The sequence below is a fragment of the Hoeflea prorocentri genome (assembly GCF_027944115.1).
Taxonomy (GTDB): Bacteria; Pseudomonadota; Alphaproteobacteria; order Rhizobiales; family Rhizobiaceae; genus Hoeflea_A; species Hoeflea_A prorocentri.
Genome location: NZ_JAPJZI010000001.1, coordinates 2,299,194 through 2,315,499, shown reverse-complemented (window position 1 = coordinate 2,315,499; position 16,306 = coordinate 2,299,194). Strand labels below are relative to the sequence as shown.

Annotated in this window: 14 protein-coding genes; 9 read left to right on the top strand and 5 right to left on the bottom strand. The window is 58.9% G+C overall.

Going from position 1 to position 16,306, the window contains the following annotated elements:
* Positions 1-3 precede the first annotated feature (3 nt).
* The 4 genes from OQ273_RS10925 (at position 4) to OQ273_RS10910 (ending at position 5,500) form a co-directional block, all read left to right on the top strand.
* Positions 4-858 carry a D-amino-acid transaminase gene (locus tag OQ273_RS10925; RefSeq protein ID WP_267990535.1) on the top strand — a complete coding sequence of 285 codons (855 nt, stop codon included), beginning with the start codon at positions 4-6 and terminating at the stop codon, positions 856-858.
* Positions 859-1,024: 166 nt separating this feature from the next.
* Complete coding sequence (locus OQ273_RS10920) at positions 1,025-2,239, top strand: acyl-CoA dehydrogenase (protein ID WP_484496881.1); 1,215 nt, start codon at positions 1,025-1,027, stop codon at positions 2,237-2,239.
* Between the two features lie 10 nt (positions 2,240-2,249).
* Positions 2,250-4,466, top strand: coding sequence for a dehydrogenase E1 component subunit alpha/beta (locus tag OQ273_RS10915; protein ID WP_267990534.1), 2,217 nt, complete (start codon positions 2,250-2,252; stop codon positions 4,464-4,466).
* The gene (locus OQ273_RS10910; RefSeq protein WP_267990533.1) at positions 4,463-5,500 is read left to right on the top strand and encodes an ACP S-malonyltransferase; all 1,038 of its coding nucleotides are present in this window, start codon (positions 4,463-4,465) and stop codon (positions 5,498-5,500) included. Before OQ273_RS10915 ends, OQ273_RS10910 begins: the two co-directional genes overlap by 4 nt.
* Here the strand turns inward: OQ273_RS10910 and OQ273_RS10905 are convergent.
* Positions 5,493-5,912, bottom strand: coding sequence for an Lrp/AsnC family transcriptional regulator (locus OQ273_RS10905; protein WP_267990532.1), 420 nt, complete (start codon positions 5,910-5,912; stop codon positions 5,493-5,495). The genes OQ273_RS10910 and OQ273_RS10905 overlap by 8 nt on opposite strands.
* Positions 5,913-6,057: 145 nt before the next feature.
* On the opposite strand from OQ273_RS10905, the gene amaB reads away from it, so the two are divergent.
* Genes amaB through OQ273_RS10890 form a run of 3 tightly spaced genes read left to right on the top strand, consistent with a single transcriptional unit; the run spans position 6,058 to position 9,572 of the window.
* A complete protein-coding gene (gene amaB, locus OQ273_RS10900) occupies positions 6,058-7,557 on the top strand; it encodes an L-piperidine-6-carboxylate dehydrogenase (protein WP_267990531.1) in 1,500 nt (499 codons plus the stop codon).
* Positions 7,558-7,572: 15 nt separating this feature from the next.
* Positions 7,573-8,631 (top strand): saccharopine dehydrogenase family protein, encoded by a 1,059-nt coding sequence (locus OQ273_RS10895; protein ID WP_267990530.1) that lies wholly within the window; start codon positions 7,573-7,575, stop codon positions 8,629-8,631.
* Positions 8,632-8,675: 44 nt separating this feature from the next.
* Positions 8,676-9,572 carry a LysR family transcriptional regulator gene (locus OQ273_RS10890; RefSeq protein WP_425493374.1) on the top strand — a complete coding sequence of 299 codons (897 nt, stop codon included), beginning with the start codon at positions 8,676-8,678 and terminating at the stop codon, positions 9,570-9,572.
* Here OQ273_RS10890 and OQ273_RS10885 read toward each other — a convergent pair.
* From OQ273_RS10885 to iolD, 4 genes are read right to left on the bottom strand one after another with little or no spacing between them, the layout of a single operon-like run.
* Positions 9,560-10,396, bottom strand: a complete 837-nt coding sequence (locus OQ273_RS10885; RefSeq protein ID WP_267990528.1) for a class II fructose-bisphosphate aldolase — start codon at positions 10,394-10,396, stop codon at positions 9,560-9,562. The genes OQ273_RS10890 and OQ273_RS10885 overlap by 13 nt on opposite strands.
* Positions 10,393-11,235 (bottom strand): 5-deoxy-glucuronate isomerase, encoded by an 843-nt coding sequence (locus OQ273_RS10880; RefSeq protein WP_267990527.1) that lies wholly within the window; start codon positions 11,233-11,235, stop codon positions 10,393-10,395. The genes OQ273_RS10885 and OQ273_RS10880 overlap by 4 nt, the downstream gene beginning before the upstream one ends.
* Entirely contained in the window at positions 11,216-12,241 is a 1,026-nt protein-coding gene (gene iolC / locus OQ273_RS10875; protein ID WP_267990526.1) for a 5-dehydro-2-deoxygluconokinase, read from the bottom strand. The genes OQ273_RS10880 and iolC overlap by 20 nt, the downstream gene beginning before the upstream one ends.
* A gap of 10 nt (positions 12,242-12,251) precedes the next feature.
* Positions 12,252-14,135, bottom strand: a complete 1,884-nt coding sequence (gene iolD / locus OQ273_RS10870; protein WP_267990525.1) for a 3D-(3,5/4)-trihydroxycyclohexane-1,2-dione acylhydrolase (decyclizing) — start codon at positions 14,133-14,135, stop codon at positions 12,252-12,254.
* 126 nt (positions 14,136-14,261) lie between these two features.
* Between iolD and OQ273_RS10865 the strand changes: the two genes are divergently transcribed.
* Both OQ273_RS10865 and OQ273_RS10860 read left to right on the top strand, forming a co-directional pair.
* On the top strand, positions 14,262-15,392 hold the full coding sequence (locus OQ273_RS10865) for a Gfo/Idh/MocA family protein (protein ID WP_267990524.1): 1,131 nt from the start codon (positions 14,262-14,264) through the stop codon (positions 15,390-15,392).
* A 17-nt stretch (positions 15,393-15,409) separates the two neighbouring features.
* Entirely contained in the window at positions 15,410-16,303 is an 894-nt protein-coding gene (locus tag OQ273_RS10860; protein WP_267990523.1) for a sugar phosphate isomerase/epimerase family protein, read from the top strand.
* The last annotated feature ends 3 nt before the right edge of the window (positions 16,304-16,306 follow it).

Sequence of the window (16,306 nt, the reverse complement as noted above, 5' to 3'; positions counted from 1 at the left end):
TTGATGCGGACAGTTTATGTAAACGGTGACTACGTTCCCGAAAATGAAGCGAAGGTTTCGGTCTTCGATCGCGGCTTCCTGTTTGCAGACGGCGTTTATGAGGTGACGTCCGTTCTTGACGGCAAGCTTGTGGATTTTGCCGGTCATTGTGGCCGCCTGCGCCGTTCGCTCAGCGAGTTGAGCATGAATTTTTCCGTTTCCGACGACGAATTGCTGGCAATCCATCGCGAGCTTGTTTCAAGGAACGGGCTGGAAGAGGGGCTGGTCTATCTGCAGGTCACACGCGGAGCGGCGGACCGTGATTTTGTCTTCCCGCCGGACGACACGCCCGCAACGCTTGTTCTGTTTACCCAGGAGAAGTCGCTGATCGACAGCGCGCTTGCGCAGCGCGGCCAGAAGATCTTCACCGTCGGGGATCACCGTTGGAGCCGATGCGACATCAAGACGGTGCAATTGCTTTATCCCTCGCTTGCCAAGATGGAAGCCCGCGCCAAAGGCGGAGACGATGCCTGGCTGGTGCGCGACGGCTTGGTGACGGAAGGCTCGTCCAACAATGCTTACATCGTTCTTGCCGACGGATCGATCGTCACGCGCGATATCTCCAACTTCATTCTCCACGGTATTACGCGCAAGGCGGTTCTGGCCTGCGCCCGGAAACTCCAGATGAAGGTTGTTGAACGGGCCTTTACTGTTGAGGAAGCCAGACATGCCGTCGAAGCCTTTTCGACCTCGGCATCCGGCTTCGTCAGTCCGGTGATTTCGATCGACGGCCACGAAATTGGTGACGGCAAGCCTGGGCCGGTAGCCCGTAAACTGCGTGACGTTTATATTGAGGAAATGCGCAAGGCTTCGATCTAACAGCTTCGAAGTTCATTCTGAAACGGAATGAATATATTGCGAAATCTCTATTTACTGCGGCAAAATTTTACCGCATTTTCCATGATGCTTTAAGCTATCATGAAATTTTGAAATGAAATGGCGCCTGACATCCAGAGCGCATGGATGAAAGACCGGGAGTGACGCAATGACCGCCAACCTCAAGCCAAAGGAAATGCCCTCCCTGTCATCATTCGACTGGGAAGATCCGTTCCGGCTGGACGATCAGCTTTCCGATGATGAACGGATGATCCGTGATTCCGCCCGTGCCTATGCGCAGGAGAAATTGCAGTCGAGGGTCATCGAGGCTTATCGCGATGAGGTGACCGATCCATCGATATTCCGCGAGATGGGCGAAATGGGTTTGCTGGGAACCACAATCCCTGAGGCCTATGGTGGCATCGGAGCCGGTTATGTCGCCTATGGTCTGGTTGCGCGGGAAGTTGAGCGGGTTGATTCAGGCTACCGCTCGATGATGTCCGTGCAGTCGTCGCTGGTCATGTATCCGATATATGCTTATGGCTCTGAGGAGCAGCGTCAAAAGTATCTGCCGGGACTTGCAAGCGGTGAATTGATCGGCTGTTTCGGTTTGACCGAACCCGATGCGGGCAGTGATCCTGGCGGCATGAAAACGCGGGCCGAAAAAGTGCAGGGCGGCTATCGGCTCACCGGCAGCAAGATGTGGATCTCAAACGCGCCGATTGCCGATGTGTTTGTCGTCTGGGCCAAATCAGACGCCCATGACGGGAAAATCCGCGGCTTCGTTCTGGAAAAAGGCGCCTCCGGCCTTTCTGCGCCGAAGATCGGCGGAAAACTCTCGCTGCGCGCGTCGATTACCGGTGAGATCGTGCTTGATGGTGTCGATGTGGCCGAGGATGCGCTGCTTCCGAATGTCGAGGGCCTGAAGGGGCCGTTCGGCTGCCTCAATCGCGCCCGCTACGGTATCGCCTGGGGAACGATGGGTGCGGCTGAGTTCTGCTGGCATGCGGCACGGCAATACGGCCTTGACCGTCAACAGTTCGGCAGGCCGCTGGCCCAGACACAGCTCTTCCAGAAAAAGCTGGCCGATATGCAGACAGAAATCGCGCTTGGCCTTCAGGGCGCGTTGCGCGTGGGCCGCCTGATGGACGAGGCCAATGCGGCACCGGAGATGATTTCGATCGTCAAGCGAAACAATTGCGGCAAGGCGCTGGATATTGCGCGTCTGGCCCGCGACATGCATGGCGGCAACGGTATTTCGGAAGATTTTCAGGTTATGCGCCACATGTGCAACCTTGAAACCGTCAACACCTATGAGGGTGCGCATGATGTCCACGCACTGATCCTTGGACGTGCGCAAACCGGGCTTCAGGCATTTTTCTGACAGGTGAGAAATGGACCGCGCGGAAATCGTCCACGAGAACTTTCTCAAACGTGTCGCGGCGGCTGATTTTCCGCCGTCCGCCGCCAGCCTGACACCCGGTGATGCGGGCCTTCTGCCGCATCAGATGACGCAGATTTTCCGCAGTCAGGTGCTGTCGCGTCAGCTTGATCGCACGTCGCGCAAATTGCAGGCGCAGGGCGAGGGGTTCTACACAATCGGCTCATCCGGGCATGAAGGCAATGCCGCCATTGCCGCCGTGTTGAGGCCTGGCGATATGGCTTTCCTGCACTATCGCGATGCTGCTTTCCAGATCCAGCGTGCAACCCAGGTGCCCGGGCAATCGCCGGCCTGGGATATGCTCTTGAGCTTTGTTGCCTCAAGCGAAGATCCGATATCCGGCGGCCGTCACAAGGTGCTCGGCTCCAAGGCGCTGATGATCCCGCCGCAGACCTCGACCATTGCGAGCCACTTGCCGAAGTCGGTGGGTGCTGCCTATTCCATCGGCCTTGCGCGGCGCATCGATCCCGAGCACCGGCAGATGCCGGACGATGCGATTGTCCATTGCAGTTTTGGCGACGCGTCGGCGAACCACTCAACCGCTCAGGGTGCATTCAATACGGCCTGCTGGACCGCCTATCAGGGCATCCCGCTGCCGCTGCTTTTTGTCTGTGAAGACAATGGCATCGGCATATCAACCAAGACACCCGGCGGCTGGATCGAGGCCACAATGGGACAGCGTCCGGGCCTGAAATATTTCCGTTGCTCCGGCCTCGACCTTGTCGAAACCTACGCCCGCGCCGGCGAGGCCGCCAACTATGTGCGCCGCCGTCGCAAACCGGCCTTTCTTCACATGTCCACTGTGCGCCTCTATGGACATGCCGGTTCGGACATGCATACCGTCTATATGAAAAAGGCGGAGGTCGAAGCGGATGAAGCCAATGACCCTCTGCTTCACTCCGCCCGTATCCTCATTGAAAACGGCGTGCTGGATCGCAATGATGTGCTTTCAATCTACAATGAAGAAGAGGCGCGCTGCACCCGGATTGCCGAGAAGGTGATCGCGCGTCCCAAGCTCGAAACGCCAAAGCAGGTTATGGCCAGCCTCGTTCCGCCGGCCCGCGCCTGTCAGCATGGCAACGGGCCTTCCTGGCAGGAACGTCAACATATTTTCGGAACCGATGCGAAGGCGCAGACAGCGCCTCAGCACATGGCGCGGCTTCTCAACTGGGCGCTCACCGATCTCATGCTGGAGCACGAGGAAATCGTTCTGGCCGGTGAGGATATCGGACCGAAGGGTGGGGTCTACAATGTGACCTCGAAACTGCATAGCCGGTTCGGGCCACACCGCGTCATCAATACTTTGCTCGATGAGCAATCGATCCTCGGCCTTGCGATCGGCCTTGCCCATAACGGCTTTGTGCCGATGCCGGAAATCCAGTTCCTGGCTTATCTGCACAATGCCGAGGACCAGGTGCGCGGCGAGGCGGCGACGCTGAGCTTCTTTTCCGCCGGGCAATTTACCAACCCCATGGTGATCCGCATCGCAGGGCTTGGATATCAAAAGGGCTTCGGCGGCCATTTCCACAATGACAACAGTCTTGCGGTATTGCGCGACATTCCGGGTGTCGTCATTGCCTGTCCGTCAAACGGAGCCGATGGCGTGCACATGCTGCGCGAATGCGTGCGGCTGGCGCGCGAGGAGCAACGTGTCGTTGCGTTTGTCGAACCGATTGCGCTTTATATGACCCGCGACCTTCACGCGGAAAAGGACGGTTTGTGGACGTCCGTTTACGAGCCGCCCGGAACCGGCGAGCCGATCAGGCTCGGAGAGATCGGCCAGCATGGCGACGGCACTGACCTTGCGATCCTGACCTACGGAAATGGCTACTACCTGTCGCGGCAAGCCGAACAGATATTAAACGAGCAACACGGCTTGCAGCTTCGCGTCATCGACCTGCGCTGGTTGGCGCCGCTCAACGACGAGGCCATCCTTGAAGCTGTGGCGCCTTGCGCACATGTGCTCGTGGTCGACGAATGCCGGGCGACCGGTTCGCAGTCGGAAGCGCTGATGACGCTTCTGGCCGAGCAGGCAGACCGGGAAAAGCCGATCGCGCGGATCGCAGCCGATGACAGCTTCATCCCGCTCGGGCGCGCTGCGACCGCGACGCTTCCAAGCCGCGACACCATCGTCAAGGCGGTGCTGGAACTGACCGGTGAAGGCTCATGACCCGTTCGGCTGTTGTCATCTGCCCCGGGCGTGGGACTTATAACAAAGCCGAACTCGGTTATCTGAAACGCCATCATGCAGACAAGGCCGAGTTCATCGGCATGGTGGACGATTATCGCGCTAACCATGATCAGCTTGCGATCAGTGCCCTTGATGGTGCGGAGCGCTACAGCGTTGGCACATTCTCGCGCGGTGACAACGCATCGCCGCTGATTTACGCATGCGCCTATTCCGATTTTCTTTCAATCGACCGGTCCCGGTTCGAAATTGTCGCTGTTACCGGCAACTCCATGGGCTGGTACATCGCGCTCACCTGCGCCGGTGCTCTGTCACCGTTCGGAGGCATGGATGTCGTCAACACGATGGGCACCTTCATGCAGGAAAGCCTGATCGGAGGTCAGCTCGTCTATCCGTTTGTCGATGCGGATTGGCGCGAAATCCCGGGCCGCCGGGATGACATTCTCGAGCACGTGCGATTGATCAATGCGCGGTCGCACAGCAGCCTCTATGTCTCTATTGAACTCGGAGGGATGCTCGTCCTGGCCGGCAACGAGGAAGGCCTGACGGCGTTGGAGACAACGCTGCCACGCATCGACCAGCGTTTCCCGATGCGTCTTGCCAACCATGCCGCATTCCATACGCCGCTGCAGGAGCCGATTTCCGAACGGGGCAGGGCCGCACTGGGACAGGGTCTTTTCCGTCAGCCCGATGTTGCGATGGTCGATGGAAGGGGCCGCATCTGGTATCCATGGGCGACGGACCTGACCGCACTAGGGGACTATACGCTCGGCCATCAGGTGACGCAGACCTATGATTTTACCGCCGCCGTCCACACCTCGGTGCGCGAGTTTGCACCCGATTGCCTGATCGTGCTTGGACCTGGAAACACGCTCGGCGGTGCGGTCGCGCAATCGCTCATCTCCTGCGGCTGGGACGGGCTTTCTGGCAAAGCGGATTTCAGCGCCCGCCAGGCCTCCGAACCGCTGCTGATTTCAATGGGCCTCGATGAGCAAAGACAATGGGCCGTCAGTTGACCTTGGCAAGACGCAGACTGCTGACCGTCTCGGCGACATCCGGAACACGGCGGATATCGTCGAGGATTTCGTCCAGCTTCTTCAAGGAATGGGTCCTGATCTCCACGATCATGTCGAAGCTGCCGCTCAAGGAATGGATGTCTCCGGTCCCTTCGATGCGTTTAAGCTTGGCGGTTGTCGGCCGTGTATCGTTTGCAATGAGTTTGAGCAGGCAAAAAGCGCTGATAACCCGTTCCTCCTCGTCCGGACTGAGGTCGATCGTAAACCGGCTGATCACGCCGCTGTCCTTCATGCGCGCAATGCGGTTTTGCACCGTGGCGCGGGAAATTTTCAGGTCGACTGCAAGATCGGAGATGGAGCGCCGTCCGTCTTTGGTCAGGATTTGCAGTAATTTACGATCCGTATCATCCATGACAAACATCTATACTGATCTGAGGAAATATCAAAGTGTCAGAAAAGTAGCGTTCTGACAAAAGGAAGTCACTTTTTGTTGACGTCCATTCGTAGTGTAATGGGCACGGATTTGGCCGTACCCGATCAGCCCTGGAGGAATTGCCATGATATTTGAAGAGATTCTGACCGCCTGCGGATTCAGCAAGGGCGAACTGGAAGGCGGGTCTCTGCATGTCCACACACCTGTCGATGGAAGCCGTATTGCGTCGCTGAAGACAGACACGACAGCAGATGTCGAAAGGGCAGTCTCGGCAAGCAATGAAGCCTTCCGGCAATGGCGCCGCGTGCCGGCGCCAAGGCGCGGCGAACTGGTCAGGCTCCTGGGCGAGGAGTTACGGGCAGAAAAGGAAAATCTCGGCCGGCTGGTGACGCTCGAATGCGGCAAAATCTATCAGGAAGGGCTCGGCGAAGTTCAGGAGATGATCGACATCTGCGACTTTGCGGTCGGCCTGTCGCGTCAGCTTTACGGTCTGACAATCGCATCCGAGCGGCCCGGCCACGCAATGCGCGAGACCTGGCACCCGATGGGTGTATGCGGCGTCATCTCCGCCTTCAATTTTCCGGTGGCCGTTTGGAGTTGGAACACGGCGATTGCTTTGGTCTGTGGCAACTCGGTGCTGTGGAAGCCATCTGAGAAATCACCGCTGACCGCACTGGCCTGCCAGAAGATATTCGAACGGGCGGTGGCGCGTTTCGGTGATGCGCCGGATAATCTCCTGCAGGTGCTGGTCGGCGGCCGCGATGTCGGCAGCGCCATGGTGGAATCAAAGGACGTCGCCATTGTCTCGGCGACCGGTTCCACGCGCATGGGCCATACCGTTGGTGTCAAGGTTGCAGAACGGTTCGGCCGTTCGATCCTCGAGCTCGGCGGCAACAACGCGATGATCGTCAGCGGCAGTGCCGATCTGGAGATGGCGTTGCGGGCTATTGTCTTTTCCGCCGTCGGAACCGCCGGGCAGCGCTGCACAAGCCTGCGCCGCCTGATTGTCCATGAGAGCATCTATGATGCGTTGGTGCCGAGGCTGAAAGACGCTTATTCCGGCTTACCCATCGGCAATCCGCTGGAAGACGGGGTGCTCGTTGGCCCGCTCATTGACGCTGACGCCAAGGGCGCGATGCAATCGGCCCTGGATAGGGCAAGGGCCGAGGGCGGAATCGTGCATGGTGGCGAACCGGTGCAGGTCGAGTCCTGCCTGGGTGCATCCTACATGGCGCCTGCCATTGTCGAAATGCCGGACCAAAGCGATGTCGTCAGGCACGAGACATTCGCCCCGATCCTCTACGTCATGAAGTACACCGAGCTCGATGAGGCGATCGGGATGCAAAATGCCGTGCCGCAAGGGCTTAGCTCCTGCATCTTCACCACCGATGTGCGTGAAGCCGAGGAATTCCTCTCCGATGTCGGGTCGGATTGCGGCATCGCCAATGTCAATATCGGACCGTCCGGGGCAGAGATCGGCGGCGCGTTCGGCGGCGAGAAGGAAACCGGCGGTGGCCGTGAATCCGGTTCCGACGCCTGGAAGGCCTATATGCGCCGGCAGACCAATACCGTGAACTACTCACGCGAACTGCCTTTGGCGCAGGGCATCAAGTTCGACATCTGACCACTGAGGAAAGACATGAAAGAGATTGCGGTTCTGGGGCTCGGTAAGGTCGGCAAGCTTGCCGCGCTTCTGCTTCACGATTGCGGGTTCAACGTCACAGGCTTTGATATGCGCACGCCGCGCGAGGCTGTTCCCTATGCCGTCGAAAACGCCGATATCTCGGATGCTGCGGTCCTTCGGGGGCTCTTCGGGAAAGTCGATGCGGTCCTTTCCTGTCTTCCCTATCATCTCAATATTGCGGTGGCCGATGCGGCCCATGCGGCGGGCATTCACTATTTCGATCTGACGGAGGATGTACCGACCACAAAACACATCATCGAGCTTGCAGCATCATCCAAGGGCCTTATGGCGCCGCAATGCGGTCTGGCGCCCGGTTTCGTCGGTATCGTCGGTGCATCGCAGATTGCTGAATTCGACAAATGCCGCTCGGTGCGCATGCGCGTCGGGGCTTTGCCACAGAACCCCACCGGCCTGATGGGATATTCCTTCAACTGGTCGCCAGAGGGCGTGGTGAACGAGTATCTCAATGACTGCGAGGTGATCGAGGGCGGCGAGCGTAAATGGGTGTCGCCCATGGAGTGGCACGAAACGCTTTATATCGACGGGGTCAAGCTTGAAGCCTTCACCACATCGGGCGGCCTTGGAACCATGTGCGACACCTATCACGGCACGGTCGACAATATCGACTACAAGACCATGCGCTATCCTGGGCACATGGAACTGATGAACTTCTTCTTTCACGAACTCCTGATGCGCGAGCGGCGGGAGTTGGCGGGTGAAATCCTGGTTCACGCCAAACCGCCGGTGGATCATGATGTCGTTTATGTGCACGTAGCCTCGGAAGGCGAAATCGATGGTCGGCTGGCGCGCAAGGAATTCGTGCGCGGCTATCGACCGCTGGAAATTTCCGGCGCAGACCGCACCGCCATAGCCTGGACCACGGCCGGCTCGGTCGTGGCGGTCATTGAAATGGTGCGCGACGGGATTCTGCCGCAATGCGGATTCCTGCGGCAGGAGGATATCCCTCTGGATGCCTTTTTGCGTACGCGCACTGGCGCACTCTATGCGCAATGATGCATAAGGGGCGGCAATACCGTTCCAGCAGAATGCGATCATACGTGGCCCGCAGACTTCCGCAAACCAGCTTGCTTGAAACCTTCGAGGCCGCCGCGCGGCGGGGCAGTTTCACGCTGGCCGCGGCCGATCTCAATATGACGCAAGGTGCGGTCAGCCGCCAGATCCGTGCCCTTGAGCAGCAACTGGGAACCGAGCTTTTTGTTCGCGAGCGCCAGCGCATTTTCCTGTCGCCGGCAGGCGCGACCTATCTGGAGGAAATCTCCAAGGCGCTGTCCATCATCCGCATGGCCTCGACAGCGCTTCAGGTCAACCCGGATGGCGGCGTGCTCAATCTCGGCATCGTGCCGACATTTGGCACCCGTTGGCTGGCCCCGCGGCTGCCTGAGTTCTTCAAGGAAAATCCTGGTATTACGGTCAACCTGACGACCAAGCTGCGCCCTTTCGATTTTTCCAGCGAGATGCTCGATGCCGCGATCCATTTCGGTGCCGATGACTGGCCGGGAACCGAGCAGCTGTTTCTGGCCGAGGAGACGGTGGTGCTTGCCTGTTCTCCCGACCTTTTGCCTCGCCTCAATATCACGACTGTGGAAGACGTTGCGCGCGGACCATTGCTACATCTGGCAACGCGGCCGCATGCCTGGAAACGCTGGTTTGACATGAACGGCCTCAACACGGACGTTGCCGCCGGTCCGACCTTCGATCAGTTCGCCACCATGGCGCAGGCGGCGGCACACAGCCTCGGGCTTGCATTGCTGCCGGAATTCCTGATTGAGGACGAGTTGCGCAGCGGCCGGTTGGTGGCGGCCTGGGACGGAGCCAACAAGAGCATTGGCAGCTATGCGCTGATCTGGCCCGCAGCGCGACGCGATCACCCGCCGCTGGTGCGGTTCCGGCAGTGGATCAAGGACGCGGTCTCAAGAGGACTTCAGGGCGCCTGAACCGCGAGGTTGCGGATCACGCGGACTGTTGCTTGCCTCATCGCCGGGATCACCGGCTTCAACAACTCGATGCGGTCGAATGAACTCGGATTGTCCTTGAGTGACTGTCGCAGCGCTGCCCCGAAGGCTTGTCTCAGCTCCGTGCCGATATTGAATTTTGAAACCCGGCTCTGTGCCGACAGCTCTCGGCGCACATCGGCGGGAATGCCGCTCCCGCCGTGCAGAACGAGCGGCATGGTGGTTACGTCCTCAATCGCACGAAGATGCTCAAAATTAATCACCGCGTCTGCATCGGTCTGAAGATGCACATTGCCGATGGAAATCGCGATGGCATCGGCTCCGCTTTCCCGGTCAAAAAGCGCGGCTTCCTCGACGCTTGTCATGGCGGAAGCCTTGCCTTCCGCGTAGCCGACAAACCCGACTTCGCCCTCAACGGACACGCCGGCATTTGCGGCTTCTGCGCTGATGCGTGCGGTCAGTTCAATGTTTTCCTCGATCGGGCGTTCCGAACCGTCGAACATGACTGAGGTAAAACCGTGGTCGATGCCCTCCCGGCATTCGTCAAGCGAGCGGGCATGGTCGATATGGCAGACGACCGGCACCGACGCCTGATCTGCGAGCTGGCGGAACATCGGACCGAGCACCGGGACCGGCGTGTGTTTCCTGCAACCGGGTCCGGCCTGCAGAATGATGGGGCAACCGGTTTCCTCTGCCGCCTCCACATAGGCGACCGCGTCCTCCCAGCCGAGCACCACAAGTCCGGCAATGGCATAGCCGCCGCGTGCTGCCGGTTGCAGCACGTCACGCAGCGTTGCTGCTGTCATTTGAACTTCGCGATCATGTCTTTGATGCCCGGTATCGTCTCGATCTGCCAGGCGTGATCGGGCTGGAAATATTGTACAAGTGATCGTTGCGACAGGCCGCCCAGGATCGTGAAATAGTACATTTCGTAGCCAGGCGCGACGACACAAGGATGGTAGCCCTTGTCGAGCACGATCGTTGAACCGTCGACAATATGATAGGCATCGCCGATCTTGCCGTCTTCCCGCTGCAAGAGCTGTATGCCGAATCCATGGCCGGGACGAAAGCGGAAATTATAGGTTTCGTCGTGCCGGGTTTCGTTGGGTAGGCGGTCTGTGTCGTGCTTGTGCGGCGGAAAACCGGACCAGCCGCCCTGACCGACGGTAAACAGCTCAGAGACCAAAAGCCGGCCGACGCGGTCATGATATTTGGTGCCCAGAATATGCTTGATCTTGCGGTGGGTCTTTGTGTCATCGGACCCGTACTGAACAAGGTCGATTTCGTCCTGACGAACCGCAAAAGGTTCTAGTGTCTTGTCATAGCGGGCACCGGCAATGAAAACCTCGGCCGTGCCGCTGGTTGCGACCATCGTGGCCTTTGCGCCTGACGGCACGTAGACACCCTCCGGTTCGCCATCCCATACATCGGAGCCGCGATTGCCGATGGAGGCATAAGCTTCTCCCTCGACAGTCACGTCGACCGTGCCGGTCGCCGGAACGATACAGGTTTCATAGCCCGGAACGCTGTACTCGAACGCCTGATCCTGTTTCAGCTTGACGATGTTGAAATAGTTCAGCGGGACTCTCGCATCGTCGACATCGACGATGGCTTTGTTTTCATTTTCAAAAGGCGGTATGTGCATCGGCCGCCTCCTTTCCTTGATTTGGACCGGGGTGAGTTGTCATGAATTCTTCCAATTGCTCAGCATCCGGCATGGCAGGGGCGCAGCCGACATTCGAGACCACCATGGCGGCGGCCGCCGATCCCCGGCGCAGGCTTTCCTCGAGAGGCTGTCCCGCTGCCAGGGCACTGATGAAATTGCCGAGAAAGGCATCGCCTGACCCGGTAGGCTTCAGGGCGTCGACCCTGTAAATTCCGGTTTCGATTTCTTGGCTTCCGTCATGGGTTACGGAGCCGTGTTCGCCCATCTTGTAAACCACAAGCGCGTTGTTTCGCGCGGCCAGCTCTGCGGCAAGACGCCTGCCGGCATCCGTGTCTCCAGCAAGGGTCGCAAACTCCTCGTCATTACCGACGAGAATATCGGCCTTGTTGGCCGCCCGCAGGCAGATTTCGCCCGTGTCTGCCACCGTCGGCCAGGAATAGGGCCGGTAGTCGAGGTCAAGAATGACCGGTATACCCGCAGCTCGGGCTGCATCGAGAGCCTTGAATGTCGCGCTGCGGCTCGGCTCCGCCGCCAGGCATGTGCCGGTCGTAATGAAAGCGCCAAAAGCTGCGTAGTCGATTGCATCGACATCTTCTTCCGTCACTTCGAAATCGGCTGCGCCGTTGCGATAGATAACAGACTGACAGTTCTCCAGCCGCGTTTCGACAAGCGCCAGTGAGGTGCGGACCTGCCCGCAGATCGTACGCACCATGCCGGCGTCGACGCCATAGGAAGCAAGCTGGTTGCGAACGAAGCGGCCGATGGCATCGTCAGAGACGGCTGTGACCAAAGATGCCTCGCCACCCTGGCGGGCAATGGCGACAGCAATATTGGCCGACGAACCGCCAAGTGCTGTCGTGAAGGCCGTTGCATGCTCAGTTTCCGCCCCCGGCGGATCCGCATAAAGGTCCATGCCGGCCCGGCCGAGCACAACGAACCGGTTTTTCCTTATTGATTCCAGTAGGCTGGGGGCAAGTCCGTTCAAATCGTCTCACCTACAATCCGACGCGCTGCTGTTTACGGTTTTCATCGAGTTCTTTCCGCGCGGAAGCGACCTTCGGGTTCTCGCTGACTTCCGGAATGCCAACCTCCCACCAGGCGTGTCCCTCATCGGTCCAGCCTTCATAGGGATCGGTTTTCAGGCAGATAACATAGGTGCGGTCCGAAGCGCGGGCGCGCGCGAAGGCTTCCTCCAGCTGTGCGACGGATTCGACCGTTTCTGCATTCGCGCCCATGGACCGGGCGTGGGCCTCGAAATCGACCGCAAACGGCTCAACGGCAAGATTACAATCCTTGATCAGGTTGTTGTAGGACGTATTGCCGGTGTTGTTCTGCAGCTTGTTGATCACTGCAAAACCGCCATTGTCGCACACGACAATGATGAGTTTCATTCCGCTGAGAACGGATGAATAAATATCGGAATTCAGCATGAGATAGGAGCCGTCGCCGATGAAGACAATGGTTTCCCGGTCCGGTTCGGTCTCCGCCTGTCCCATGCGGGCGCCCCAGGCGCCGGAGATTTCGTAACCCATGCAGGAAAACCCGAACTCCACATCAACGGTGCCGATGGCATGGGTGCGCCAGTTGGCGGTGACTTCTGCAGGCAAGCCGCCGGCCGCCGCGACAACCCGGTCATTGGGGTCGCAAACCCGGTTGATGGCGCCGATCACCTGGGCATAGGATGCCGGGCGGTTACTGCCTTCCTTGGTGACCGTGCTCATATTGACGTCGAGATAGCTATCCCAGTCTTCGCGCTCCTTGGCGGCCCGCTCGCGCCAGGATTGGGGTGTCGCGTAGTCCGTCATCTTGTTCATCAGCGCGGACAAGGACAATTTGGCGTCGCCCACGACCGGCATGGAACGGTGCTTGGCCGCATCATGTCGGGCCGCATTGATGCTGATAATGCGCGCATCCTTCGAAAAGGCCGACCAGGAACCGGTCGTGAAATCCTGAAGTCGGGTGCCGACCGCAACAACCACATCGGCCTCTGAGGCCAGCGCATTGGCCGAATTGGATCCGGTAACGCCAATGGGCCCACAGTTCAGCGGATTGTCATAGACAAGATTGGCCCGGCCGGCGATGGTCTCGACAACCGGTATGCCGAACTTTTCTGCAAAACCGGTCAGCTCGCTCACCGCGCGGGAATACTGTACGCCACCACCGGCCACAATGAGCGGCCGCTCGGCCGCCTTGATCATGTCGGCGGCATCCGCGATCTCCAGCTCGTCGGGCGCCTGCCTGCGGATACGATGCGTCTTTTCCTCAAAGAAGGCGAGGGGGTAATCAAACGCCCAGCCCTGCACATCCTGCGGCAGGCCCAGAAAGGCGGGGCCGCAATCTGCCGGATCGAGCAGCGTATCGATGGCACGCGGCAGCGATTGGATGAGCTGTGCCGGGTGGACGATTCTGTCCCAGTAGCGGGTCACCGATTTGAATGCGTCATTGACCGAGATGGTTGGGTCGTTGAAGTGCTCGACCTGCTGCAGCACCGGGTCTGGCAGGCGTGTCGCAAAGGCATCGCCGCAAAGCATGAGCAAGGGCAGCCGGTTCGTATGAGCGATACCGGCCGACGTCAGCATATTGGTTGTACCGGGACCGGCCGACGAGGTCGCGAACATGAAGCGCTGGCGCAGCTTCTGCTTGGCGTAACCGATGGCGGCCATGGCCATGGACTGCTCGTTCTGGCCGCGCCACAGCGGCAATTCCTCGCGATGGGCTTCCAGGGCTTCTCCAAGGCAGGTCACATTGCCATGCCCGAAAATGCCGAACCCGCCGGCGCAAAGACGCACCCGTTCTCCGTCGATCTCGATAAACTGCGCTGCCAGGTGCCTGACAAGCGCCTGGGCCATGGTCAGTCTGATCGTGGCTTGATTGCCCATACTAATCCTCCGCCGGCACATTTGTAGCTATATTTTCTGTATGTGCGAACTTCGCTTGACGATAGAGCCTAAATCGAGTTTATGTTTTTTGCAACCGGTTGCAAAAAAGATATGGGGAAGAGGCTTATGACCGAAATTGGCATAGGAATTATCGGTGGAGGATATATGGGCAAGGCCCACTCCGTGGCCATGCACGCCGTAGGCGCCGTGTTTGAAACAAAGCTGCGGCCTCGTTGCGAGATGATCTGCACGACAACGCCTGAAGGGGCGGCGGAAAAGGCCCGTATTTTCGGCTTTAACCGGTCGACACACGATTGGCGCGAGCTGGTTGCCGATCCGAAGATCGATGCAATCGTCATCGCCTCGACACAGAACACACACCGCGATATCGCACTGGCGGCCATCGCTGAAGGCAAGCCGGTTTTCTGTGAAAAACCTCTGGGCCAGTCTATTGCCGAGGCACGCGAAATCACCGAGGCTGCCGAGAAGGCGGGTATCGTCAACATGTCCGGCTTCAACTATATCCGCACGCCGGCGTCCCAGCTCGCCCGCCAGGTCATTCAGTCCGGCGAAATTGGCGACATCACATATTTTCGCGGCGAGCACACCGAGGATTTCTTCGCCGATCCCAATGAGCCCGCCACCTGGCGCTCTCATGGACGTGCCAATGGCAATCTCGGCGACCTCGCGCCGCATATGATCAATGGTGCAATGGCGCTTGCCGGTCCTATCAAGTCACTCGTCTCCGATGTCGAGACCGTTCACAGAACACGCCCAGGGGCCGACGGGCCGGTTGAGGTCACCAATGACGACCACAGCCAGTTCCTGTGCCGGTTTGAAAGCGGTGTCATGGGAATGCTCTATATCAGCCGGATCGCGACAGGCAAAAAGATGGGCTACAACTATGAGATCTTCGGCACCAAAGGCGCTTTGCGCTTTGACGGCGAAGATCAGAATGCCCTGTGGCTCTACAAGGGCGATTCCGCGCCTGGCCGGGAAGGATTCACAAAGATGCTGACGGGGCCTGAGCATCCCGACTACAAGGCGTTCTGCCAGGGGCCGGGGCATGGCACCGGTTATCAGGACCAGATCATCATCGAAGCGCACGACTTCTTGAAAGCCATCGAGGCCGGTGAGTCGATTTGGCCTACTTTCCGCGATGGCCTGATGGTCTCGGAAGTTGTCGAGGCCGCATGGCTGTCGCATGATGAGCGTCGGTGGGTCTCGGTGGACGAGATTTCAGCCGCAAATCCTTAAGATCGGGATACTTGAAAATGACAATGAAAATCGGAAATGCGCCCTGCAGCTGGGGCGTCGAGTTTGCCGACGACCCGCGCAATCCAGACTGGAAGGCCGTGCTCGATCAGTGCCGGGAAGCTGGATACACGGGCATTGAGCTCGGGCCAGTCGGGTTCATGCCGGAAGATCCGGCGGAACTGGGCGACGCTCTGGCCGAGCGTGACCTTGAACTGATTGGCGGCGTTGTTTTCCGTCCGTTTCATGATCCGGACAAATGGGACGACGTCCTCGACGGTTCGGTCCGCACCTGCAAGGCCCTGAAGGCCCATGGGGCGAAACACCTCGTACTGATCGATTCGATCTCTCCGCGGCGTGCGCCGACCGCCGGCCGTCCTGCGGAAGCCGAGCAGATGGATGCCGACGAATGGTCGGCTTACCGTGACCGTATTGCCCAAATCGCGCGTATGGGCAGCGAGGAGTACGGTCTGATCTCCGCCATCCATCCTCATGCCGGCGGGTTTTTGGACTTTGAGGACGAGACTGAAAGGCTGCTTGCCGAGATCGATCCGTCAATCATGAAAATCTGCCTCGACACAGGCCATTGTCACTATGCCGGTTTCGATCCCGTCGCATTCATGGATCGTCATATGGATCGCATTTCCTACATGCATTTCAAGGACATCGATCCCGAAGTGAAGGCACGGGCGATTGCAAACCGTACGGACTTCTACGAGGCCTGTGCGCAAGGCATCTTCTGCAATCTTGGAGATGGCGAAACAGATTTCCCGGCGGTACGGCAGAAGCTGATCGATTCAGGTTTCGAAGGTTGGTGCACTGTCGAGCAGGACTGCGATCCGTCCGGTGACACGTCTCCGATAAGCGACGCACGGGCCAACCGTGCATATCTAGAATCAATCGGATTTCGTTGAGGT

Coding starts and splice junctions, on each gene's coding strand:
- OQ273_RS10925 (WP_267990535.1), top strand. CDS start 4: ATGCGGACAGTTTATGTAAACGGTGACTACGTTCCCGAAAATGAAGCG.
- OQ273_RS10920 (WP_484496881.1), top strand. CDS start 1,025: ATGACCGCCAACCTCAAGCCAAAGGAAATGCCCTCCCTGTCATCATTC.
- OQ273_RS10915 (WP_267990534.1), top strand. CDS start 2,250: ATGGACCGCGCGGAAATCGTCCACGAGAACTTTCTCAAACGTGTCGCG.
- OQ273_RS10910 (WP_267990533.1), top strand. CDS start 4,463: ATGACCCGTTCGGCTGTTGTCATCTGCCCCGGGCGTGGGACTTATAAC.
- OQ273_RS10905 (WP_267990532.1), bottom strand. CDS start 5,912: ATGGATGATACGGATCGTAAATTACTGCAAATCCTGACCAAAGACGGA.
- amaB (WP_267990531.1), top strand. CDS start 6,058: ATGATATTTGAAGAGATTCTGACCGCCTGCGGATTCAGCAAGGGCGAA.
- OQ273_RS10895 (WP_267990530.1), top strand. CDS start 7,573: ATGAAAGAGATTGCGGTTCTGGGGCTCGGTAAGGTCGGCAAGCTTGCC.
- OQ273_RS10885 (WP_267990528.1), bottom strand. CDS start 10,396: ATGACAGCAGCAACGCTGCGTGACGTGCTGCAACCGGCAGCACGCGGC.
- OQ273_RS10880 (WP_267990527.1), bottom strand. CDS start 11,235: ATGCACATACCGCCTTTTGAAAATGAAAACAAAGCCATCGTCGATGTC.
- iolD (WP_267990525.1), bottom strand. CDS start 14,135: ATGGGCAATCAAGCCACGATCAGACTGACCATGGCCCAGGCGCTTGTC.
- OQ273_RS10865 (WP_267990524.1), top strand. CDS start 14,262: ATGACCGAAATTGGCATAGGAATTATCGGTGGAGGATATATGGGCAAG.
- OQ273_RS10860 (WP_267990523.1), top strand. CDS start 15,410: ATGACAATGAAAATCGGAAATGCGCCCTGCAGCTGGGGCGTCGAGTTT.